A 22,024-nucleotide genomic window follows, 5' to 3' on the forward strand; every position below is an offset into this window, starting at 1 on the left:
ATCAATATTAATGAAATTTAGAAAAAAGTAACACCGAAATGATAAAAAGATAACATAAAATACTTGAAAAAACATTAAAAATGATATTATGTCTAACCTATAATAAGATCACTTTCCACGCTTGCTCAACCTCTCCTCTTTTTAATAACATCTGTGCATAAAGCTGTAAATGTGTCAAACGACTATTTTCATCACCAATAAATGCATTAAGGAGATCGAAAATCTCTGGTTCGTCACGGATAGTATCAATCTCAATATCATCTGGTAATTGTTCAACACGAAGTAACTGCTGTAATTCTTCCTCTGTAAATACAGAAGAAACTTTAACAAACGGTGGTAAATCTGAAAATTGCATATAAAAAAAGCTGACCTTTAAATAAAATTCAAAGGTCAGCTTTATCTAGCATATTCAAAATAGCTATTATAACTTTTCGATCATACGATCCGCAAATTCACTTGTTTTCACGAGCGTTGCATCTTCCATTAAATTATAAAAATCAACTGTTACAGTTTTGGCTTTAATTGTTTCGCTCAATGCTTTAACTATAGCATCCGCCACTTCTTGCCATCCCATATATTCGAACATCATCACACCACTTAAAATTACCGAAGAAGGATTCATTGTATCGGTATTTGCAAACCGGGGTGCGGTTCCATGCGTCGCCTCAAAGACAGCATGCCCAGTATTATAATTGATATTTGCCCCAGGAGCAATACCAATACCCCCAACAATAGCAGCAAGGGCATCTGAAATATAATCGCCATTCAAATTCAATGTAGCAATAACAGAATAATCACGCGGATTTAGTAAAATCTGTTGCAGAAAATTATCTGCAATGACATCTTTGATCAACAGTTTACCAGCAGCCAGGGCTTCCTGTTGCTCAGCATTAGCTGCAGCATCCCCTTTCTCCGCTTTAGTCCGTTCCCATTGACCCCAGGTATATGTTTCCTTAGCAAATTCTGTCTCGGCTAATTCATAACCCCAATTTTTAAAAGCCCCCTCTGTAAACTTCATAATATTGCCTTTATGAACCAAAGTCACGGAAGGTAATTTATGCGCTAAAGCATGTTCAATAGCTGCACGTACAAGCCGTTTAGAACCTCTTTCCGAAACCAATTTAATTCCCACCCCCGTATCATTCGAAAAATTATAATCGACATGAAGTTGAGTACGAAGAAAATCTTGAATTTTAGTAGCATCTGCTGTACCCGACGCAAATTCAATACCTGCATAAATATCTTCCGTATTTTCACGAAAAATAACCATATTAACATATTCCGGATGCTTAACAGGTGATGGAACACCCTCATACCACTTTGTAGGACGTTGGCAAACAAACAAATCTAATTCCTTACGCAAGGCCACATTTAGAGAACGGATACCCCCCCCTATCGGCGTTGTTAACGGTCCTTTAATACCCACTAGATATTCTTTCAGTACATCAAGTGTCTCTTCTGGCAACCATGCTCCAGTTTCATCAAATGCCTTCTCTCCAGCCAGTACCTCTTTCCATTCAATTTTCCTTTTACCCCCATACGCAACTTCTACCGCACGATCAAAAACCCGAACCGAAGCACGCCAAATGTCAGGGCCTATACCGTCGCCAATAATAAATGGAATGATAGGCTGATCAGGCACCTGTAGCGGTCCATCCAGAGACTTTGTTATTTTACTTGCCATAGTTCAGTTTATTTATCTTTATTGAACATGTTTCCAATTTCTTTACTAATCTTTCTGAAGATCGGAGCCGCTTGCACATCTTCATATTCATCAATATGTTGATTGTCCACCCGACTCGGAAATACAAGGACCACATTTTCATTCTGATGAATACGTTCCAATTTCTTTGCCAAACCGTCTAAAGAATCACGGTAAGATACCTCACCATAACGCGATGAAACATAAAATAAAAATGCATTATCCTCTCTAAATGACTTTAACCCCTGCATATGATCCCAATCATCATAGATCTTAAAATTAACAGGAACTGAATTTTTAATTTCTTCCAGAAATATTTTAGTGGCCTCTTCAGTACGTTTATCACACACAAAAGTGACCGAAATTGTAAGCTCCTGTCCTAATTTAAGCACTTTCTCTACCCAATATTCAAATCCGAATTCGGATTGGGCCAAAGGTGGTACGAATACAATAATTTTATTATGTGTAATAAAAGGCTTCTTAAATTGACACATCATAACATTTGCAGAAGTACGGTTTAAAATACTTTCAGACTTCTCACCAACAATTTTATCGACAAAATTACTTGCACTTGGCCATCCTAATAGAATACAGTCAGCCATCACCTCTTTTGCACTACGGCTAATTCCACTAGGAATATTATAATCAATCGTAGTAGCAATACTTACTTCGGTTTCACTACCAGAGGCATATTTTACAATATTATCCAAATTTTTACGCGCTATTGCCATATTCTTTTCCGCTTGCTCATTATCCTTAACGACGGAAACAATACTTATTGGATAATGTGATTTTTTGCTTCGCATCAATGTAGCAAAATCCAAAAGCGGTTTCATGTTCTCCATATTTGCTAATGGTATCAGAATATGTTCATCATGTTCCTTCACAATATTGATATGGCTTTCGTCCTGATCTCCATCCATTACTATTTTTTTCGATGCCCCTTCTGTCACAATAGTTGCAACAATACAGGTTACCAAAATCAATAAGATTGTACCATTCAACACATTTTCATCGATAATCTCATTTTTATACCCGACCATGATCACAGCAAGAGTTGCTGCGGCGTGTGAACTACTCAAACCAAAAATAACATTTCGCTGCCCTGAGCTATACTTAAAAACCAATTGGGTCATCCATGCGGCTCCCCATTTACCCAAGATGGCAACAACTGTTAATGTTGCCGCAACAATTAAAGCTTCCGGTCCGCGCAGCAGCACACTGACATCCACGATCATACCTACGCTTATTAAGAAAAACGGAATAAAGATCGCGTTTCCAATAAACTCAATACGATTCATCAGGGCGGACGAATGCGGTATTAACTTATTCAACGCTAACCCTGCAACGAAAGCACCAATAATTGGTTCAAGCCCCGCGATTTCAGACAAGAATGCGGCAAAGAAAACAATTGATAAAATAAAAATATAATGCGAAGTTTTTTCACTTTCAATACGTTCGAAAAACCATTTCGCAATGCGAGGAATGACACCAAACATGATAAAAAGGAAAATTGCGAAAGATACACCTAAAGTAACCCAAAATTCCTGTCCGATATTCCCTTGAGAAGCTCCGGTGATTACTGCCAAAATAATCAGAACAGCAGTGTCCGTTAATATAGTTCCACCTATAGTGATAGCTACAGCTTCATTTTTAGAAATACCATAACTATTTACAATCGGATAAGAAACCAATGTATGAGTAGCAAACATACTGGAAATCAAAATGCTGGCTAAAATACCATAATCCAAAAGATAAAAACAGACCGGGAAACCGATAGCAATAGGAATAATAAACGTGAAAAAACCGAACCATAAACTCTTATGCTTGGTTTTTTTAAACTCATTCATATCCAGTTCCAGACCAGCTATAAACATAATATAAAGCAAACCTATCGTAGAGAAAAGGTCCACTGCAGAGTTTTTCTCCAACCAGTTCAGTCCATGCGGACCAATGACAACACCAGAAATAATCAAACCTATAATGCCCGGAACTTTAATTGAACGTAATAAAATGGGCGATAATAAAATGATAAATAAGACGAGCGCGAAAATGAGTACTGGACTTTTTAAAGGTGCTTCGAAAGCATGCGATAAGTGATCTAATACGTTTCTATTCATAAATATATAAGCTAAATCTAGTATACATTTGAGTAAGATTTCTGGCAGAAATCCCCTTATCAAACTTCTAAAAGTAAAATATTTATTTCGGAACTACAATTAAAGCACTTATTTATTTGAAAGAAATCGCGCGAATTGGGCTGATTTTAGTGATCAATAGAGAAGGGATAAACAAAGCTAACATTCCAATAATTAGTAGCGAAACATTGATTAAAATGATATCCGTCCAAAACAACTTGACAGCTACATAAGAGATGTAATAGGTTTGCTCATCTAATTTGAAAAAATGAGTATAATCTTGAAAGAAATATAAACCCAATCCTATAAAATTACCCAACAATAAACCTAAACCAATTAAATAGAGCGCATTATACATAAAAACACGACGAACTCCATTATTATGAAAACCAAGTGCTTTTAAAATACCGATCATAGAGGTACGCTCTAAAATAGTAATCAGCAAAGCCGAGACCATATTGATGATAGCAACTAAAGTCACTAATATAAAAATAATAGTAGTATTCATGTCCAGAAGATCTAGCCATTGAAAGATATCTGGCACCTGTTCACGGATGCTTATAGCATGCATATCCATTGGGACCAGATCATCAAGCTCATCAGTTGTTTGTTGTAGCTTTGAAAAATCTTGAATACGAACCTCATACCCCCCCACAGCTGTACTATCTAAATTATTAAGTTTACGAATTAAATCTAAAGACCCTATTACATAAACCTTATCCAATTCTTCAGAACCTGAGTTATAAATTCCTTTAATCTCAAATTTTCGCTTACGAATAGGCTGTTGAACGAAATACATAATAAAATCATCACCAACCTTTAGCATCAACCTATTGGCAAGATACTTAGATATCAAAATTTGTTCTCCAGGTCCATCTTTTTGTTTTAGATTTAATGTATCACCCTCGACCAATATCTTTTTTAAATAATTTTGATCATAGCTGATATCAACACCCTTTAATAAAACTCCCTCCACCTCATCGTTAACATTGATAATCCCAGGTTTTGTAGCAAAAGAATTTACACTAACTACATTTGGATGATTTTTAACCGAATCCCACTGTATAGAATCTAAAGCAATGGGTGAGTTTTCATAGGAATTGTTCAGATCGTATCGCAAGACCATGATATCACCAAAAAAACCACGCTGTTTGGCTGTAATTTCCGATTTGAATCCTCGCAATACACCAACAGAGAGAATAATTGCAGCAATTGCCAGAGCTATTGCTCCTATAGTAATGCGCACAATCAATTTGGAAAAAGTTCTTTTTCCTAAAAAAGTGATTCTCTTGGCTAAAAAGTATGGAAAATTCAAGCTTTTAAATTATTTATGTAACTTCGCAAAGTTAAAAAAAAATGTGAAGCAGCCTATTTTATTCCTGTTGTTTCCATCATCTCAGTATTAAAACAACAAAAACATAGTCTATTATGCGCATCATATTCATGGGAACCCCGGACTTTGCCGTCGCTTCATTAGATGCACTTGTGCAATCTGGTGAAAATATTGTAGCTGTCATAACAGCACCTGACAAACCAGCAGGTCGAGGACAAAAACTTCATCAATCTGCAGTCAAAGTATATGCTGAAGCTCATAATATACCCGTATTACAACCTGTCAAATTAAAGGATGCTGATTTTCTAGAAGAATTGCGATCTTACCAAGCAGATTTACAAGTAGTCGTAGCATTCCGAATGCTACCAGAAGCTGTCTGGAAAATGCCTCCTTACGGCACGATCAATGTCCATGCATCGTTATTACCTCAGTATCGTGGCGCAGCACCAATTAACCATGCCATCATCAACGGGGAAGAAGTTACTGGAGTATCCACATTTTTATTGCAACATGAAATTGATACAGGAAGTATTTTACTATCTAAAGAAGTTACAATTGCACCAGATGACAATGCCGGAATTTTGCATGATAAACTGATGCATACAGGAGCTGAAATACTGCTCAAAACTATAGCAGGTTTAAAAAAAAATACACTTACACCAAAAGCACAGAGCAACTTATTAGCGGAAAGTGAATTAAAACATGCACCTAAAATATTTAAAGAAAACTGCCAAATTGACTGGAAAAAGGATGTCGACAGCATTTATAACTTGATTCGTGGCCTAAGCCCCTATCCAGCAGCCTTTACCAGCCTAGATAATAAAGTATTAAAACTATATGCAGTATCCAAAGAATATGCAACCCCAGATATTGCACAGGGAGATTATAAAACGGATGGAAAAACTTATCTTAAATTTGCAGGCAATAACGGCTATATCAGCGTAAAGCAATTACAGATTGAAGGTAAGAAAAAAATGGAAATCATTGACTTCTTAAGAGGATACCGCTTTTAGTCGCTTTGCTCCTCCTCTTTCGTTACCTCAGCCGTATCCGCGACATATTCCATGATATCTGCTGGCTGGCAATGCAATGCATGACAGATAGAAGCCAAAGTATCCAAACGCAATGCTTTGGCTTTTTGATTTTTAATAATCGAAAGGTTTGACAGTGTGATGCCTACCCTAGCACTAAGCTCATTCAATGACATTTTGCGATCGCGCATTACTTTGTCTAAATGTATAATAATTGGCATAATCAAAATTATATGTTTATTGAAAAACATGTATTTCATAAAAAAGTTTTGGTCATCGAAAATTTAATTTCTTGTAGAATCAAATGTATCATTTTTTTTTAGAAATTTAGTTTTTCTATACTATTCTTAGTCGCAATTCCGTTACACAAGCAAAGCGCATTCATTACCAAATGATTACATATTTATTTAGAAGTTCAAACACTATTATGACCGAATTCAGTCATTTTGGAATAATTTTTGTTGCGTTATAAAGTAAATAAAATTCCTCATAATCAACAAGATATAATCACATATCAACAACAAATATTAAAATAATTCGTTTTTATTTTGTATTTTTGCAAACATTTCAGAGAAGAAAGGTATTAATATAATTAATGAGACAGCTCAAAATTACACAATCGATTACCAATCGTGAGTCACAGTCGTTAGACAAGTACTTACACGAAATTGGTAAAGTAGACTTAATTACAGCAGAAGAAGAAGTTGAATTAGCACAACGTATTCGCGAAGGTGACCAAGTTGCCTTGGAGAAATTGACTAAAACCAACTTGCGTTTCGTCGTATCTGTAGCAAAACAATATCAGAATCAAGGATTAACCTTAGGTGATTTAATCAACGAAGGTAACTTGGGCTTAATAAAAGCAGCTAAGCGTTTTGACGAAACAAAAGGTTTTAAATTTATCTCGTATGCGGTATGGTGGATTCGTCAATCAATCCTTCAAGCTATTGCAGAGCAATCTCGTATTGTGCGTTTACCTTTGAACCAGGTCGGTTCATTAAGTAAAATTAGTAAAGCATTCTCTAAATTAGAACAAGAGTATGAACGCGAGCCTTCACCAGAAGAATTAGCAGACATCCTTGAAACAACAGTCGATAAAGTTTCGGATACATTAAGTAACTCTGGAAGACATGTCTCTATGGACGCACCATTCGTGCAAGGAGAAGAAAATACCCTATTAGACGTATTAGAGAATCATGATCCAGATACAGATAGTTCCCTTATCGATGAATCTTTATCTGAGGAAATCAGACGTTCACTGTCAACGCTGACAGAGCGTGAAAGAGAAATAATTGTATTATTTTTCGGACTTGGATCAAACCACCAGTTATCCTTAGAAGAAATCGGTGAAAAATTCAATCTTACCCGCGAACGTGTCCGCCAGATCAAAGACAAAGCTTTACAACGCTTACGTCATACATCTCGTAGCAAGATCTTAAAATCTTATTTAGGTTAATAGTATTAACAGTATTTCTTAGATGCGCAGCCAAAAACTGCGCATTTTTTGTTCTATTAGACTAACACAGTCATTGCTACTCACTGTAAACGTACTGAACACCATTATTTAATTATACCATATTTACTTATTTCTTTGACCAGGTGCAAATGGTTTCGCAGATTTTGCTCCAACAGCTTTCTTGGCTTGTCCAGGAGGTACTTTACCGCTATTTCCAGCAGTTCTCGTTGTATAACATGAGGTTAAAAATACCATACAAATAAGGGGCAATACTAAACAAATCTTTCTCATAATAATTACGTTTTATTATAAAAGACTAATAACGTGCCAAATATACTTTTGCAGACATCCCAGCCCATAGAACACGATATAGTTGTAATCTTACCCTAACTAGCTACACCCAAAACTAAAAAATTCCAATGAGATTTGCTATTGCTATCCTGTTGGAATGTGGGAAACTCGGAGAGTTTTCCATATTTCAATAGGAATTCTATCGGAGTCAATTGTCCCAATGACGAATGCGGTCTTATATTATTGTACATCCAAGCCCATGCATTTGCATATTTTCTAACCTCAGAAAGATTATCAAACATAAAATAATCTAGCACATCCTGTCTAAATGTTCGATTGAATCGCTCAATTAAACTATTCTGAGTTGGTTTTCCAGGCTGAATAAATTCCCATTGCACGTTATTTTTTTCACACCACTGCTGTATTACTATTGCAATAAATTCCGGCCCATTATCTGATCGGATCTTTTCAGGCTTTCCTCTCCATTCAACCAATTTATCCAATTCTCTAACCACTCGTTGTGCAGGAAGACTGGTATCAACAGTTATCGAAAGTGCCTCTCTACTAAAATCATCGATGACGTTCAATGTACGAATTGTTTTGCCACAGGCTAAAGTGTCCTGCATAAAGTCTAAGCTCCAAGTGATATTTGGCCCAATAGGACATAATAATGGTGCTTTTACACGTGTCGGCAAACGTTTCTTGCGTTTGTTCCTCATATTTAGTCGCATAGCAGTATATATCCTATAAACACGTTTATGATTCCACATGTATTGCAACTTGCGCAGTCGATGGTACATCATCCAAAAACCCCAAGTTCGATGCAGTTCTGCAAGGATAGAGAGTTGATCGATGACTTCAGTATCATCCTTTCGCTTAGCGACATAACGATAAACGGAAGTGCTAATATTAAACGATGAACAGGCCTGACGAAGGCTCATCCCGAAATATTCAAGGGCATAACCTACGATCTCTCGCTTCTCGACAGGCCCTAAAGCTTTTTTTCTATGACATCTTTTAAAACAGTATTTTGAAGTGTGAGTTCTGCAACTATTTTCTTGTACTGCGCCAACTCTCGCTCCATATCCTTCATTTGCTTAAGCTGAGAAACTTCCATTCCGGAATATTTACTCTTCCAAGAATAAAAGGTACCCTGACTAATACCGTACTCACGACAGATCTCAGTAACAGACTGACCTGACTCTTGATGCGAGAGAATCTTGATGATTTGTGACTCGCTAAATTTACTTTTTCTCATTACCCTAAATTATTAAATTTACTACAATTACTATCGTAGCTATTTTAAGGGTAGATTACATAGTAATTTAAAAAATTATCCGATTAAAGATAATTCTCCCAACTTTTTAAATTGATCGATATGATCAAATTCATATTGCTTTATTTTACTTTTTATTATTTATAAATTCTTCAAGAAATAGATAGCATATATAACTGAAATCAGGGATTTTTAAATTATAAATTAGCACGATCTTTATAAAATATAAAACAGACAATTTTAACAATAAAAGCAAATATGCAACAAGCAGTTATCCTTTTTATAATATCTATTTTTTTATACAGTTGTTCAAAGGAAACTACCGCATCTAAGATAATAACCATTAAAAAAGATTGGTCTGTATTAGACCTTGAATTTGAGAAATCCACAATTGAAGATTTTATTGTATTTGCATCATCAAAAAACATAGAATTTGAAAGAGATTCTTTATTCTCTTATAGTGAATACGATAGTATAGAATTTTCTAAAGATGACGATTATGAACAGAAAATTTGTTTTACAAATGAACAGCTTGGTTTAAAATTTATTTTCTCTCAACAAAATGAAGGTGAGGATAAGCAGAATGCTAATCATACTTTCGAAAAATATGAAATTTCAAATTTTTCAAAAGTTAAATTTGCAAATGGCCTATTTCCAAAATTTCCATCAAAGGAACGTGATCGAATTTTCGTCAAAGATTCTTTATTAAACAGCATAGATTTGTATGAAGCCTACAGCAAGAATAATTACATTACTGCTGGAGTACAAAAAATAAATGACTCTATTTCTGAACTAAAAATAATTATTGGATCACAAAAAATAAATTAAACGAATAAAAACAGGAAAGAATCAAACCTAATTTTGTTCTTTAAAACCATTCATAAAGTTGCTATTTTCTTTATTTATAATTTCATCATCAAGAGCAGTAATCGTGTGTATTGGAAAAGAAATAAAAACAATCGTCCCAACATTACTGATGTTTTCAAAATAAATTTTACCTCCTACCCGTTGGAGAAGATCCTTACATAATGAAACCCCAAGTCCTGCCCCTGTACCATTAACAGCTTTTCTATGATCCCAACTGTTTCTATTATTAAGCTTTTCAACAGTCGATTCTGGCATATTTATTCCTTCATTTTCTATATATAACAACAATTCATCTCCTTTGATCTCCGAAACCCCTAAAGTAATTTTACCGGCATATTTACAAAACTTGACGGCATTACTAACAATGTTCCTAATGACAAAAGAAAATATATCCCTGCTCATATACAAATAAACATCTTTAGGAAGACTCTCTTCTAAAGAAATATTATTTGACATTAAATCTTTTTGAAATAACAACAAGACATGCTGAATCTGTTGAGAAATATTAAACGTTTCCTTGTTTTCTAAGTTATCACGGAGCTGAGATTCTGCCCATAAAAGCACCTCATCCAACATATTTTGTGAATGAGAGAGTTCTGATCCTAATTGCATTAAAACTTGTTCCATATCAAGTTTTGACATAAGCGATAAGTCAACGGTATTCAACAACATACTCATTGAAATAAAAGGAGTTCTTAAATCGTGTGAAGCAATTGACAATACCTTGATCTTAAAAAGTTCGGAAGCCTTCAATTCTTCATTATACTTTTTAATTTGATCAGCCTGCTCTTCGAGTGCTATATTAGTACCTAAAAGTTTGACTTTTTCCCGCTTTAAAATGCGATTTTTCCGAATCAATTCATAGAGTAAAAATCCGATAATAATTTTACTCACAATAATCCCGGTTATCAGAATTGTAATAATTGTTTGACTTTCCATAATTTCTCACACCCTAATATCTTTCATGTTCAAATAATTGATCAATAAAAATACCATTACATGAAGCACTTTTACAAAAGATAGATGTTTTGTGGTTTTTTTAAAAAATCTAAAAATACCTAACAAGTAAATATAAGTATTTTTGAGTTCCAAGTATGCTTCAATATCTATAACAATTTCTTAAATAGCATGAATTCAATAAAAAATACGAAAGGTCTTCTGTATTTATACAGAAGACCTTTGAGGTGGTACATTAATAAATTCGAGTTCTCGACAGTAATTACTTTTTTTAAAGTACTATAATGAATATTTATTTTTACTATCGCCAAGCATATGATAAGACTTCATATTATTCTAGTGTCGGATTAAAAGTTCCACCCCAATCCTTATTCTGTGATATTTTAGGATTTTTATCAATCACAGATTGAGCTAATGGAAAAAAGTAATAAGTATCGGGTACAAGATTTACTTTATTTCCCGTATTTGGAACTTGTAAAACACTGTATTTAAACTGATTTTCCTTAAGCTGATAAGTTTTGGCAAGATTTGCAGCCTCATCCAAATCCATTTCAGCTCCATTACTAAGAATAGCAATAGCCTCTACACCATATTTGGTCGTATTATTAAGTATATTCAATTTTCGAGTTCTTCTCAGATCCCAGAAACGGTGTCCTTCAAAACAAAACTCAATATTCCGTTCTGCCAAAATTGCATCTCTCATCTGAGTACGGTCAATAGCGGTAATACCGTAATTTCCGTCACTTCCTGCTTCAATACCTGCACGCATCCTGATCTGTTTTAGAATGGTTAATGCGGTATTAAAATCCCCGGTTTCGTTTGCAGTTTCAGCATAGTTGATCATAACCTCCGCAAATCTCATCAGTACAAAATCCACATCATATTGAGTTTCTACTTCTGTTTGCTTCAGCGATAACTTTGAATTTTTAAGTATAAAAAATCCACTATATCGATTCAGATTTTCTGATGGTGTTTTAGCCTTAGGATTAATACCAAAGTTATCCAGATCTGCGGCTATACCCACAGAGGTATATTGACGTTTCCCTGATTTCCCAGAAACTTCGTAGATCTTGCCATTCCATACAATAGATTTGTCGAACCGAGGATCTCTATTTTCCCAATAAGATTGTAAAAACTGCTCATTCGTTTTAAAATATTTACCTGTCGGATCTGAGAAAGCCTTACCATCTTTCATGGGAAATGACTTGACAAAATCCCATGTTGGAACTGCACCTGCTGCGCCTCTACTTTCAGAACCCGGACGCACTCCATTATCCCAACTCGCCACTTTATTCGGATACGAATTGATAACAGCAAAAACAACTTCAGATCCCTTCTCCTGCAAAGCAATGTTAGCATAGTCTGGAGTCAAATTATATCCATCAGCCTTTAACTTATCATAGGCAGCTTTATTTGCAGCATGTGCTTCTGCCCAATACACATTATTATAAGGGTTAGTTGGATTAAATTGAGGGGAAGCCTTGTACAATAAAACCTTAGCTTTAAAAGATAGTGCAAAATTCCCATCGATTCTACCATAATCTCCTGAACTTTTGGCAATCATAGGTGGCAATAAGGCAATTGCCTGATCTAGATCTTTTATCATTAAATCAAAACATTCCTTCGTTGTGTTACGAGGTGTTTCTAAATCATCTTTCTCCAAATCCTGCGGTACAGTAATATAGGGTACACCACCATGATATCGAACCATATTAAAATACATATATGCTCTCATAAATAAAGCTTGCCCAAGAACAGCATTTTTTACATCTGCATTTAATCCTGCACTTTCGGTTACTTTTTGAATTGCAGTATTAATTCTACGGATAGTGGTATAATCCCAAGATTTATAAGCGGCATTGTTAACTGTGATAGCATCCAAAGGAAAAGATATGCCCATTAGCTGCTCTGAATTGGCATCCGCTGAAGCATTCCAATTTCCAAACATGGGATAAAGATTCGTTATATAGGCATTCACAAGATTCGGATCGTTCCATACCTTGCTTTCGTCAAGTGAATTAAGATCTTCAATATCTAACACATTTTTACAAGACGCTACTGTAACTAAAAGTGCTATTAGGGTATAAAATATCGTTTTCATAGTTTTTTCAATTAAAATTTAACATCCAAACCCAAGGTAAATGTTTTCATAACAGGATAGGAATCATACATTTTCTGTTCTGGATCATGAAACTCGGTCATAGGAGAAAGCACAAATAAGTTTGTTCCATTAAAGAATACATTCACACTGTTTATTTTCATCGACTTTGTAATTGACTGCGGTAAACTATATGATATATTTAAATCTCTTAGGCGCAAATATGCACCATTACGAATCCAAAAACTCGAAGCACCTGTTCCCGACTCCTGCCAGTTGGAACCCACTACTCTCGGATAATCTGCCTGTGGATTATCTGCTGTCCAAACATCGCCTGCCCAGATAGGATAATACGGTCGAAAAGTACCGCCATGCTGACGAATTCCCCCACCTTCCAAATTACTTATAACACGATCATATGCCAGTACACCCTGCAATAAAGCTGAAACAGAAAAACCTTTCCAGTTTGCATTTAGCCCAAAACCGTAATTGATGCGTGGAGTATTATTTTCGGAAAGCAACGTCAGATCATTATCATCGATCTTACCATCTGGGCTTTCAGAATAATTAGCTCCACGAATATCTTTGTACAAAATCATACCTAAGTATGGATCACGACCATATGTTTTAAACCCACTGCTCTTCAATGCATCTAATTGCTCCTGTGTTCTAACAAGATCCACAGCTTCAAAGCCGACGATTCGATTTTCAGGTCTTCCTATTCGAGATTCGAAATTGCGCGTTCCCCCAACAGCAAATGCAGGCTCTTCATCATAGACATCCCAACGATCTTTTGCATACCCCATATTAGCTGTGATTCCATAACCTACTTCACCCACACGATCATTCCAATTAACAGATACCTCTCCACCTTTATAACTTCGAGCAGCATAGTTTTCCGGAGCCAATGACCGTCCATAATTATCCGGAATTTTCAAAGTACGCCGTCCTAAAATATCTGTTTCCTTACGATTAAACACATCTATTGAGCCACTTAGTTTATTATTTACAAAACCAAAATCCAAACCGATATTAACACTTTTGGATGTCGTCCAAGTCAGGTTCTGTGTAGGTGTATCACCATAGGCAATGCCATTATAGTAACGATCACCAAACATGTAGCCACCTGAAGGCCTATATTTTTCCTGATACAAAAATTGTCCGATCCTTTGCGCATTAACATCAAGATCATTCCCTGTTGTTCCATATGAAGCTCTTAACTTTAGATCACTCACCGTATTTTTAATATCTAAGAAAAACTGTTCTTCCGACACACGCCAAGCAGCTGACATGGATGGAAAAAATCCCCACCGTTTATCGCCGGGGAATAAGGGCGAACCATCATATCTAAATGAAAATTCAGCAATATATTTATCTGCGTAGTTATAATTTGCACGTCCGATAAATCCCCTTCTAGAATTAATAGTTTCATACGCATCAGTAGCTCTAAAATTACGATCCGTCGGGTAAATAAACATTTGATCAATACTAACAATTGGATTTTCAGCACGGGATGTTACATAGGTTCCACCAGCTTTAAATTGTTCATAGACCAACAACGCATCAATGGCATGTTTATTAAATTTACGGTTATAATTCAAAAACCAGTTGACCTGATATTCCCACTCCCGCTGAGGAGAATAATCCATAAAAGGCTGTGCTTGACTAAAAGTAAAAATATTCACTTTGTCTTCGGAAGGTGGTGCAGGTATAAACCTATTTCCATCCGGATTCAGAGAAGTAAATGTATAGTTCTTTTGGAAGGTCATAAACCTTTTACGCATATAATCTTCAGCGAGATAGCTACCTACAACTTTTGTCGACAAGCCCTCTATGAGTTTATCCAACTTATAATTCAACGTCATGATTGGGTTTACCTGACGAACTTTACGATCGATATATCGATTCCCAACTACTTGGTCAATCACATTCCAGGCTTGCCAGCTCCCCATGGGTGTCTGAACAGGATATGCTGTGGGAGAATTACTTGGAGATCCATCTGCGTTTAAATAAAACGGATACATTTTAGGCCAATTGAATGTTACGCGATAAAAATCTGACACATCAAAATCATCATCATTAGCGGAAGTACTAAATGGCCAATAAAAACGTTTGGAATTGATTTGATTGGCCGAGATATTAACATCAATCGTAAAATCATCCGTAATCTTGGCACTCACATTACTCCTTAAATTGAATTTTTCATGATCCAATGATTTGTAAGATCCATTTTCTTTACGATAACTGACTAAATTATAATAGGTAATTCGGTCTCCACCACCCGACACTGAGATCGATTGTCGGTGACTAAAAGGGTTTCTCCAGATATTATCATTAACACTATAGTCCTTATCCTTGAAATAATCAAACTCAGCCTGTCCATTAGGTGCTACCCATGGTTCTGTTCTAGAGCCATTTTCCCAAAGAAATTGAGATACCCGATTTTGATAAGTCAGTTCATCAGCCGCAGTCGTAATATCTGCTAAAAGCGTTTGAGTAGGAGCACCAAAACTATAATTACTTTGCACATTAAATACAGGCTCCTGAGCTGATCCCTTTTTAGTTGTGACAACCACAACACCGTTACCCGCTCTTGTCCCGTAGACCGCAGCTGTTGCGGCATCTTTCAAAAAACTCATCTGATCCACTTCATTGGCTTCCAAAGCATCGAATGCCGCTTTATCCCGTACAATTCCGTCAATCACATACAAAGGTTCTGCAAAACTACCACGAATGCGTAGACTTGAGGAAGCTCCCGCCATACCCGAAGTATTCGTAACATTTATACCTGCGGCACGTCCAGCTAAGGCATTAGAAAGGTTAGAAGGCGAAATATTCTTTAATTGTTCGGCATTGACCGAAGCCACTGAACCTGTAATATTTGCTTTTTTTTGCTTTCCATAACCAACTACTACAACCTCTTCTAAACTTTCCTGTTCTTGCTCTAGAGCAACAGTAATAGCAACTTTATCTTTTGAATCAATATTATAGTTACTAAGTACTTTGGTCTTGAAGCCTACAAAACTGATTTTAATTTCGTATCCCTGCCCCTCTGGAATACGGTCAAACGAAAAAGTTCCTGCTGCATTCGTCGTATTCATCTGTTTATACTTCGTAGACAGATTTTCAATACTTACAGTAGCGCCACTGATGGGATTATTACTTCCATCCCTGACAACTCCACTTACAGAAGCTGTTGACTGCCCGTACCCCACATGAAATCCCATACTCAGTAATCCCAACATTCCGAGTCGAAGGGGCCAGTTAGTACGTGGACTTTTAAATCGAAGTAGCAGCACAGTTTGAAACTGATGCTTTTTAGATAAAAAGTTGCTCATAATTTGTTTGGTTTAATTGTTTATTATTGTGGATTGGTGTAATTTATGCCGGCATGATGTAAGTAGTTAATTTCTCTGATAATTTCTTCAAAGACATTCGTTTTATTCGTAAAAGTTCCGCTGTAAAATTTATTACTGATCAATGATTTATCGTATTGCAACTTGATGTCATAGTTTTGCATCAGAATTGTCAAAACATCCTCTAGGGCTATATTTTTAAACTGGATGATCTGGTTATTTTGAAGAAAATGACCACCTCGATCTGTTCCTATTGTATGAGTCTTTATCTCTTCGACAACCTTTAATTCACGATGATCCAAGGTAATCTCTTCGTGTGGCAAAAAGGTCCGCACTAATTCTTTCCCTCTCTGATGATCCACAGCTTTCACCTCTATTTTACCTTCCATCAATTTGATCTGCGTTTGAGTAGATCGCAATTCATCAACACTAAAAACCGTTCCTAAAGCTGTAGTAACTACACCGGTGGAATGTACACGAAATGGCTTGGATTTATCTTTGGCAACCTCAAATTTTGCTTTCCCCTTCAGGTACAGCACTCTCTCCTGCTGGATACTAAAATCTTCAGCATATTTGATTTCAGACTGCGGATAAAGTGTAATAACAGATCCGTCACTAGCCGTTAATAACATATTGTCATTGCCTGAATTTATGTAATATAGATTACTTATCTCTTCATTCTGATCTTTAATAGCAGCTATTTTCCTAACCTCTGGCGCAGGCTGATTTAAAAATGGATTTAAGCTCACATAAAAGCCAAGAATAAAAACAATTACAGCAGCCGCAGCAGATACAATGCGAACTAATTTCCTATTATATTTTAAAACATTTTGCTTTTTAGCAAAAGCGAATATTTTATCTTTGATTTCCTGCTGATTGGGATAATCTAAATTTTCGTCGGTAAGATCCCATTCTTCTTTAGACAATAGCTGATCAATAGATTCTCCCAAATGTGCTATGTAATCTTCCAGATAAGCAGCCTCTTCAGCCGAACATTGATTCTTTAGGTATCGATTGATAAGTTCTCTCGTAATCTTCATATAATAAGAATACGGTAGAAACGTCACTTACCCCCAAGCCGATTTTTAAAAAAATAGATGAATGATAAACACAAACATTTTTTTCAAAACTTTTAATGCCAAAGCGATATGATTTTCAACGGTTTTGGGTGTAATCGACAATCTTTCTGCGATCTCTTTATAAGTCAAATTTTCGAACCTGCTCATCATGAACACCTTTCTTCTAGATTCTGGCATTCTTGACACGATGTCCTCATACCGTTCATTCAGTTCCTTTAAGCGATATAACTCTGACGGTGTGGGAACTTGATCAGTTTCAACTTTTATATGCAATAGATCCTGCCTCTTCCTTTCTTCTTTCACAATATCCAAAAGTGTGGTACGAGCGATGCAAAATAGTTGAGCTTCTATTTCTACATGCACTTTCTTTTGAAAAATATTATTCCAAAGCTTGATAAATACACGTTGTACAGTTTCTTCGGCAATATAAGTGGAAGAAGTCTTGCTTAAAGCATATTGATAGACTTTTCGGTTCCATTTTTCATAAATACGCTCAAATTCTGCGGTAGAGATCAAGGTTTGGTTAGACATATCTTAGGTTAGTGCCGAAACTAAGATAGCTACTAATACCAATTATTCATAATTATGTTACAATTGATTAAAAACAAATAAAATCATACACTAAACAGAGCTCTAAGGGCTAGTAAATTTTATTTAAACCATTATTAAAAGAATTTAAAACCATAAAACATCTAAATGAATAAATTTAATCTCCTTTTGGAATAAAAAAAATATCAATAATTGAATATATGTGTATCCATAGAAAAAAATATTCAAATTACAGTTTCAATAACAAAGAAACGTAACATTTACTTACGAATTTTTAAAAAGTATCGATTGAAAAGGAAATTGATAGTAGTCGTGACATTTAACTTAATGAAATCATTGTAGATACTGGCAAATTTACTTAAGTTTATATAAAATATTTGTTATGAAAATAGCCTTCTTTTCAACCAAGCCATACGATCGAGAATTCTTCGAAAAAGAAAATGAAAAATATGGTTTTGAACTTCATTTTTTTGAAACACATTTAGGACCTCATATCGTAAATGCAATTGAAAATGAAGATGCAGTATGCGTTTTTGTAAATGACAAACTAAATAGAAATGTCATTGAAATTCTTGCAAAAAAAGGAGTTAAGTACATCGCTTTGAGATGCGCGGGATTCAATAATGTTGATTTAGAAGCTGCTAGAGATTTTGATATTCAAGTTTGCCGTGTCCCCGCTTATTCACCAGAAGCTGTAGCAGAACACGCAATGGCTATGCTATTGACCTTAAATAGAAAAACTCATAAGGCTTATAATCGTGTGCGTGAACAAAATTTTTCATTAAACGGTTTATTGGGATTCAATCTCTTCCAAAAGAAAATTGGTGTGGTAGGGACCGGTAAAATAGGAAAAGCATTTGTTAAAATAGCACTGGGATTTGGGGCAGAGGTTATTGCGTATGATTTATACCCTGATGAAACGTTAATTAATCTAGGTGTAAAATATGTCGCATTAGAAACACTCTTTATGGAATCTGATATCATATCGCTACACTGCCCTCTTACAGCTGACAACCATTATCTAATTAACAAAGAATCTATTGATAAAATGAAATATGGTGTCACAATAATCAATACGAGCAGAGGTAATCTGATTAATACCAATGATGCAATACAAGCATTAAAAACTAAAAAGATAGGCCTACTTGGTATCGATGTTTATGAGCAGGAAGAGAAACTTTTCTTTAAAGATTTATCGGCAACAATTATTGACGATGACACCATTCAGTTATTGTTGAGCTTCCCTAATGTTTTAGTTACTGCCCATCAGGCTTTTTTCACAAAGGAAGCATTAGAACAAATATCTCAAAGAACACTGAAAAGTATTGATGATTTGATAAAAAAAGGAACAACTGATCCAGAAGTATTACTATAATTGATTAGCTCCTGTAAAAAAATCCCAAGCCGCTTTAGCTATATCTGAAATAATACGTTCGTTCGTTTCCTGATTTTCTTTCGAATGGGTTACAAAGACACTGATCACAAAGTACTCACCGTTTGGAAGTAAAACAACTCCAACATCATTGAGTGCAGCCGTTATTCCAGTTTTCTTATTAGTTCCAGATGAGCCAGTCTTGTGTGCTACAACTGTTTGATCAGGAAGTTGTCCTTTCAATTGTTTAAGACCTGTATTAGTAGACTTCATGGTTGTCCACAAAAAATCATACATCGGCATCGAAAGCAAATTATTCTTATTCACATAATAGGTCTGCAAAATTCGATTCATTTCTTTGGGTGTTGACCAGTTCAAAAACTGTTTATCCCAATTACTTTGCATCGTCTTTTCATTAATTTTAATCGATATGTCCTTAAATCCTTTTTTTGCGAAATAGCTTTCTACAACCTGAGGCCCGCCGAGAAGTTTTAAAAGAACATCACATCCTACATTGTCACTTAAAGTGATTGTATATTCCAGAATTTCCTTTATCGTAAGCGTTGTTCCGGTAGGATATTTTTCCCGAATTGGACTCCAAATTTCTGGTGTAAGATCACGCTTCGTAATTTCTATCTTTTGATCAAGTTTAAAATTACCCTTATCGATTTCTGTTAACATGACAATCGCCAATGGAAATTTAAAAACACTTTGCATAGGAAGTCGTCTATCGGCATTTACACCCAATGTATCACTATGATTAATGCCGTTTATTGCTACACCAACAACAGCATCTTTGTTCTGCATGATCTGCTGAATATTTTTTCTTAACCCCTCTATACTTTGTGCATGAGCAGTTATAGTAAATAGTAATGAAAAGAATGCAATTTGTAAGAGTTTTCCCATGAGATTTAAATCATTTATGTTCTGATATTTTAGGAAGAATAGATAACAGTTAACCTATCTATATATCCTCATTCATTTTGATTGCTTACTATTGATAATAGTAAGCAATCACAGTCGGTCGACCAACTGTAAAGTTAAAATTATTTTTTACTAATCTCTGTTAACATCAAGTCAGGTTATTAAAAAAATAAGCCGTCTACACGAATGCAAACGGCTTTACTTATTATATATTGAGTTAGCTTCAATAAAACAAAGAAACAACAATCATTTACAACAATCTAATATACAAATAATTAACAAACTCATCGCAAAATTTTTTCCATTTTTTTCCCTTTTGCTAATTCATCTATGATCTTATCGAGATATCTAGCTTTCTGTGTTAGAGGATTTATAATTTCCTCTACACGATAACCACATATTACACCAGTAATAAGACTGGCATTAACGTTAAGATTTGCATTTTCAAAGAATGTTTCAAAATTTACTTTCTGATCAATTTGATCCTGCAACTGTTGTTCATCAAAACCGGTTAACCATTTTATAACCTGATGCAGCTCCTCTTTTGTTCTACCTTTCTTTTCAACTTTTTCGAGATAATGAGGATAAACCGATGCAAATATCATTTTTGCTATTCGTTCATCATGTCCAGCGGTACTTTTCATACTATTATTTTATTTGACGATGCTATTCCAGATCCCCAATTGGTTCCCAGAGTTCAATGATATTACCTTCAGGATCTAATACATGAATAAATTTTCCATAATCATACTCCGAAATTTCATCTACAATAGTGACATTATCTTTTTTTAATTCCTCAACCAGCGCAACAAGGTTTTCGACACGGTAATTGATCATAAAGGGCTTTACAGAAGGATTAAAATATTCAGATTCATGAGGAAAATAACCTGATGCAGCTCCTCTTTTGTTCTACCTTTCTTTTCAACTTTTTCGAGATAATGAGGATAAACCGATGCAAATATCATTTTTGCTATTCGTTCATCATGTCCAGCGGTACTTTTCATACTATTATTTTATTTGACGATGCTATTCCAGATCCCCAATTGGTTCCCAGAGTTCAATGATATTACCTTCAGGATCTAATACATGAATAAATTTTCCATAATCATACTCCGAAATTTCATCTACAATAGTGACATTATCTTTTTTTAATTCCTCAACCAGCGCAACAAGGTTTTCGACACGGTAATTGATCATAAAGGGCTTTACAGAAGGATTAAAATATTCAGATTCATGAGGAAATGTACACCATGCTGTTGCCCCCTTAACCGATGGGTTATCAAGGTCGCGCCATTTAAAAGTTGCGCCATATTCACCAGCTTCCAAACCTAGATTCTTGGCATACCAGTCGTTCATCTTTTGAGGATCCTCGCATTTAAAAAACACACCTCCAAGCCCAGTTACTTTTTTCATATTTAGGATTTCAATTAGGGATAAAATTTAAGAAATTATCGCTCATTTTATTAGAATAAATATACGAAAAAATAGGTCCAATAATATGTTTCGTACTATTTCTTTACTCAGGTTAATTAAACTTATGTTACCCCCTTGTCAAGAACGTATATCTCTAAGTAAATGCTAAATTTTTTTTGTTC

General features: G+C 35.3%; 21 protein-coding genes. 4 read left to right on the forward strand and 17 right to left on the reverse strand.

Features of this window, described 5'->3' with window-relative positions; translation table 11 throughout:
• Positions 1-97 precede the first annotated feature (97 nt).
• The 4 genes from FHR29_RS12025 to FHR29_RS12040 all read right to left on the reverse strand — a co-directional run bounded on the left by FHR29_RS12025 (position 98) and on the right by FHR29_RS12040 (position 5,155).
• On the reverse strand, positions 98-355 hold the full coding sequence (locus FHR29_RS12025) for a hypothetical protein (RefSeq protein WP_183914916.1): 258 nt from the start codon (positions 353-355) through the stop codon (positions 98-100).
• Positions 356-421: 66 nt separating this feature from the next.
• On the reverse strand, positions 422-1,684 hold the full coding sequence (gene icd / locus FHR29_RS12030) for an NADP-dependent isocitrate dehydrogenase (protein ID WP_021189493.1): 1,263 nt from the start codon (positions 1,682-1,684) through the stop codon (positions 422-424).
• 8 nt (positions 1,685-1,692) lie between these two features.
• On the reverse strand, positions 1,693-3,822 hold the full coding sequence (locus tag FHR29_RS12035; RefSeq protein ID WP_132845462.1) for a cation:proton antiporter: 2,130 nt from the start codon (positions 3,820-3,822) through the stop codon (positions 1,693-1,695).
• Positions 3,823-3,934: 112 nt separating this feature from the next.
• Positions 3,935-5,155: an ABC transporter permease gene (locus tag FHR29_RS12040; protein ID WP_132845460.1), complete on the reverse strand. Its 1,221-nt coding sequence runs from the start codon at positions 5,153-5,155 to the stop codon at positions 3,935-3,937.
• A gap of 113 nt (positions 5,156-5,268) precedes the next feature.
• On the opposite strand from FHR29_RS12040, the gene fmt reads away from it, so the two are divergent.
• A complete protein-coding gene (fmt, locus tag FHR29_RS12045) occupies positions 5,269-6,186 on the forward strand; it encodes a methionyl-tRNA formyltransferase (RefSeq protein ID WP_183914918.1) in 918 nt (305 codons plus the stop codon).
• Here the strand turns inward: fmt and FHR29_RS12050 are convergent.
• Positions 6,183-6,425 (reverse strand): helix-turn-helix transcriptional regulator, encoded by a 243-nt coding sequence (locus tag FHR29_RS12050; protein ID WP_021189490.1) that lies wholly within the window; start codon positions 6,423-6,425, stop codon positions 6,183-6,185. The two genes, fmt and FHR29_RS12050, sit on opposite strands and share 4 nt — an antisense overlap.
• A 374-nt stretch (positions 6,426-6,799) precedes the next feature.
• On the opposite strand from FHR29_RS12050, the gene FHR29_RS12055 reads away from it, so the two are divergent.
• Positions 6,800-7,660 (forward strand): RNA polymerase sigma factor RpoD/SigA, encoded by an 861-nt coding sequence (locus tag FHR29_RS12055; RefSeq protein ID WP_021189489.1) that lies wholly within the window; start codon positions 6,800-6,802, stop codon positions 7,658-7,660.
• A 123-nt stretch (positions 7,661-7,783) separates the two neighbouring features.
• Here the strand turns inward: FHR29_RS12055 and FHR29_RS12060 are convergent, their stop codons facing one another.
• Together FHR29_RS12060 and FHR29_RS12065 are read right to left on the reverse strand one after the other, a co-directional pair.
• Positions 7,784-7,951 (reverse strand): hypothetical protein, encoded by a 168-nt coding sequence (locus tag FHR29_RS12060; protein WP_156169556.1) that lies wholly within the window; start codon positions 7,949-7,951, stop codon positions 7,784-7,786.
• 95 nt (positions 7,952-8,046) lie between these two features.
• Positions 8,047-9,209, reverse strand: a protein-coding gene (locus FHR29_RS12065; RefSeq protein WP_260291990.1) for an IS3 family transposase whose coding sequence is annotated in 2 segments (ribosomal slippage) — positions 8,047-8,957 and positions 8,957-9,209 — 1,164 coding nt in all. Because the reading frame shifts where the segments join, the coding sequence is not laid out codon by codon here.
• Between the two features lie 276 nt (positions 9,210-9,485).
• On the opposite strand from FHR29_RS12065, the gene FHR29_RS12070 reads away from it, so the two are divergent.
• Positions 9,486-10,055 (forward strand): hypothetical protein, encoded by a 570-nt coding sequence (locus FHR29_RS12070; protein WP_132771089.1) that lies wholly within the window; start codon positions 9,486-9,488, stop codon positions 10,053-10,055.
• Between the two features lie 27 nt (positions 10,056-10,082).
• Here the strand turns inward: FHR29_RS12070 and FHR29_RS12075 are convergent, their stop codons facing one another.
• The 5 genes from FHR29_RS12075 to FHR29_RS12095 all read right to left on the reverse strand — a co-directional run bounded on the left by FHR29_RS12075 (position 10,083) and on the right by FHR29_RS12095 (position 18,115).
• A complete protein-coding gene (locus FHR29_RS12075) occupies positions 10,083-11,033 on the reverse strand; it encodes a HAMP domain-containing sensor histidine kinase (protein ID WP_183914920.1) in 951 nt (316 codons plus the stop codon).
• 349 nt (positions 11,034-11,382) lie between these two features.
• Entirely contained in the window at positions 11,383-13,152 is a 1,770-nt protein-coding gene (locus tag FHR29_RS12080; RefSeq protein WP_183914923.1) for a RagB/SusD family nutrient uptake outer membrane protein, read from the reverse strand.
• An 11-nt stretch (positions 13,153-13,163) separates the two neighbouring features.
• On the reverse strand, positions 13,164-16,487 hold the full coding sequence (locus tag FHR29_RS12085; protein WP_183914929.1) for a SusC/RagA family TonB-linked outer membrane protein: 3,324 nt from the start codon (positions 16,485-16,487) through the stop codon (positions 13,164-13,166).
• A gap of 23 nt (positions 16,488-16,510) precedes the next feature.
• Entirely contained in the window at positions 16,511-17,545 is a 1,035-nt protein-coding gene (locus FHR29_RS12090; RefSeq protein ID WP_183914931.1) for a FecR family protein, read from the reverse strand.
• Positions 17,546-17,590: 45 nt separating this feature from the next.
• The gene (locus tag FHR29_RS12095; protein WP_153195087.1) at positions 17,591-18,115 is read right to left on the reverse strand and encodes a sigma-70 family RNA polymerase sigma factor; all 525 of its coding nucleotides are present in this window, start codon (positions 18,113-18,115) and stop codon (positions 17,591-17,593) included.
• Positions 18,116-18,515: 400 nt separating this feature from the next.
• Here FHR29_RS12095 and FHR29_RS12100 point away from each other — a divergent pair, with 400 nt between their 5' ends.
• Positions 18,516-19,508 (forward strand): 2-hydroxyacid dehydrogenase, encoded by a 993-nt coding sequence (locus FHR29_RS12100; protein WP_183914933.1) that lies wholly within the window; start codon positions 18,516-18,518, stop codon positions 19,506-19,508.
• Here FHR29_RS12100 and bla read toward each other — a convergent pair.
• From bla to FHR29_RS12125, 5 genes are all read right to left on the reverse strand, one after another.
• Entirely contained in the window at positions 19,503-20,411 is a 909-nt protein-coding gene (bla, locus tag FHR29_RS12105) for a class A beta-lactamase, subclass A2 (protein ID WP_021189480.1), read from the reverse strand. The genes FHR29_RS12100 and bla overlap by 6 nt on opposite strands.
• 302 nt (positions 20,412-20,713) lie before the next feature.
• Positions 20,714-21,073, reverse strand: a complete 360-nt coding sequence (locus FHR29_RS12110; protein WP_183914935.1) for a DUF2200 domain-containing protein — start codon at positions 21,071-21,073, stop codon at positions 20,714-20,716.
• Positions 21,074-21,095: 22 nt separating this feature from the next.
• The gene (locus FHR29_RS12115; protein WP_221197852.1) at positions 21,096-21,266 is read right to left on the reverse strand and encodes a VOC family protein; all 171 of its coding nucleotides are present in this window, start codon (positions 21,264-21,266) and stop codon (positions 21,096-21,098) included.
• 8 nt (positions 21,267-21,274) lie between these two features.
• Entirely contained in the window at positions 21,275-21,433 is a 159-nt protein-coding gene (locus tag FHR29_RS12120) for a DUF2200 family protein (RefSeq protein WP_221197853.1), read from the reverse strand.
• A 22-nt stretch (positions 21,434-21,455) separates the two neighbouring features.
• Entirely contained in the window at positions 21,456-21,842 is a 387-nt protein-coding gene (locus FHR29_RS12125; protein WP_183914937.1) for a VOC family protein, read from the reverse strand.
• Between the last annotated feature and the right edge of the window lie 182 nt (positions 21,843-22,024).

This window comes from Sphingobacterium sp. JUb56 (assembly GCF_014191365.1).
GTDB classification, from domain to species: domain Bacteria; phylum Bacteroidota; class Bacteroidia; order Sphingobacteriales; family Sphingobacteriaceae; genus Sphingobacterium; species Sphingobacterium anhuiense.

Coding starts and splice junctions, on each gene's coding strand:
- FHR29_RS12025 (WP_183914916.1), bottom strand. CDS start 355: ATGCAATTTTCAGATTTACCACCGTTTGTTAAAGTTTCTTCTGTATTT.
- FHR29_RS12125 (WP_183914937.1), bottom strand. CDS start 21,842: ATGAAAAAAGTAACTGGGCTTGGAGGTGTGTTTTTTAAATGCGAGGAT.
- FHR29_RS12085 (WP_183914929.1), bottom strand. CDS start 16,487: ATGAGCAACTTTTTATCTAAAAAGCATCAGTTTCAAACTGTGCTGCTA.
- FHR29_RS12100 (WP_183914933.1), top strand. CDS start 18,516: ATGAAAATAGCCTTCTTTTCAACCAAGCCATACGATCGAGAATTCTTC.
- FHR29_RS12090 (WP_183914931.1), bottom strand. CDS start 17,545: ATGAAGATTACGAGAGAACTTATCAATCGATACCTAAAGAATCAATGT.
- FHR29_RS12080 (WP_183914923.1), bottom strand. CDS start 13,152: ATGAAAACGATATTTTATACCCTAATAGCACTTTTAGTTACAGTAGCG.
- FHR29_RS12055 (WP_021189489.1), top strand. CDS start 6,800: ATGAGACAGCTCAAAATTACACAATCGATTACCAATCGTGAGTCACAG.
- fmt (WP_183914918.1), top strand. CDS start 5,269: ATGCGCATCATATTCATGGGAACCCCGGACTTTGCCGTCGCTTCATTA.
- icd (WP_021189493.1), bottom strand. CDS start 1,684: ATGGCAAGTAAAATAACAAAGTCTCTGGATGGACCGCTACAGGTGCCT.
- FHR29_RS12050 (WP_021189490.1), bottom strand. CDS start 6,425: ATGCCAATTATTATACATTTAGACAAAGTAATGCGCGATCGCAAAATG.
- FHR29_RS12110 (WP_183914935.1), bottom strand. CDS start 21,073: ATGAAAAGTACCGCTGGACATGATGAACGAATAGCAAAAATGATATTT.
- FHR29_RS12120 (WP_221197853.1), bottom strand. CDS start 21,433: ATGAAAAGTACCGCTGGACATGATGAACGAATAGCAAAAATGATATTT.
- FHR29_RS12095 (WP_153195087.1), bottom strand. CDS start 18,115: ATGTCTAACCAAACCTTGATCTCTACCGCAGAATTTGAGCGTATTTAT.
- FHR29_RS12060 (WP_156169556.1), bottom strand. CDS start 7,951: ATGAGAAAGATTTGTTTAGTATTGCCCCTTATTTGTATGGTATTTTTA.
- FHR29_RS12075 (WP_183914920.1), bottom strand. CDS start 11,033: ATGGAAAGTCAAACAATTATTACAATTCTGATAACCGGGATTATTGTG.
- FHR29_RS12070 (WP_132771089.1), top strand. CDS start 9,486: ATGCAACAAGCAGTTATCCTTTTTATAATATCTATTTTTTTATACAGT.
- FHR29_RS12035 (WP_132845462.1), bottom strand. CDS start 3,822: ATGAATAGAAACGTATTAGATCACTTATCGCATGCTTTCGAAGCACCT.
- FHR29_RS12115 (WP_221197852.1), bottom strand. CDS start 21,266: ATGATCAATTACCGTGTCGAAAACCTTGTTGCGCTGGTTGAGGAATTA.
- bla (WP_021189480.1), bottom strand. CDS start 20,411: ATGGGAAAACTCTTACAAATTGCATTCTTTTCATTACTATTTACTATA.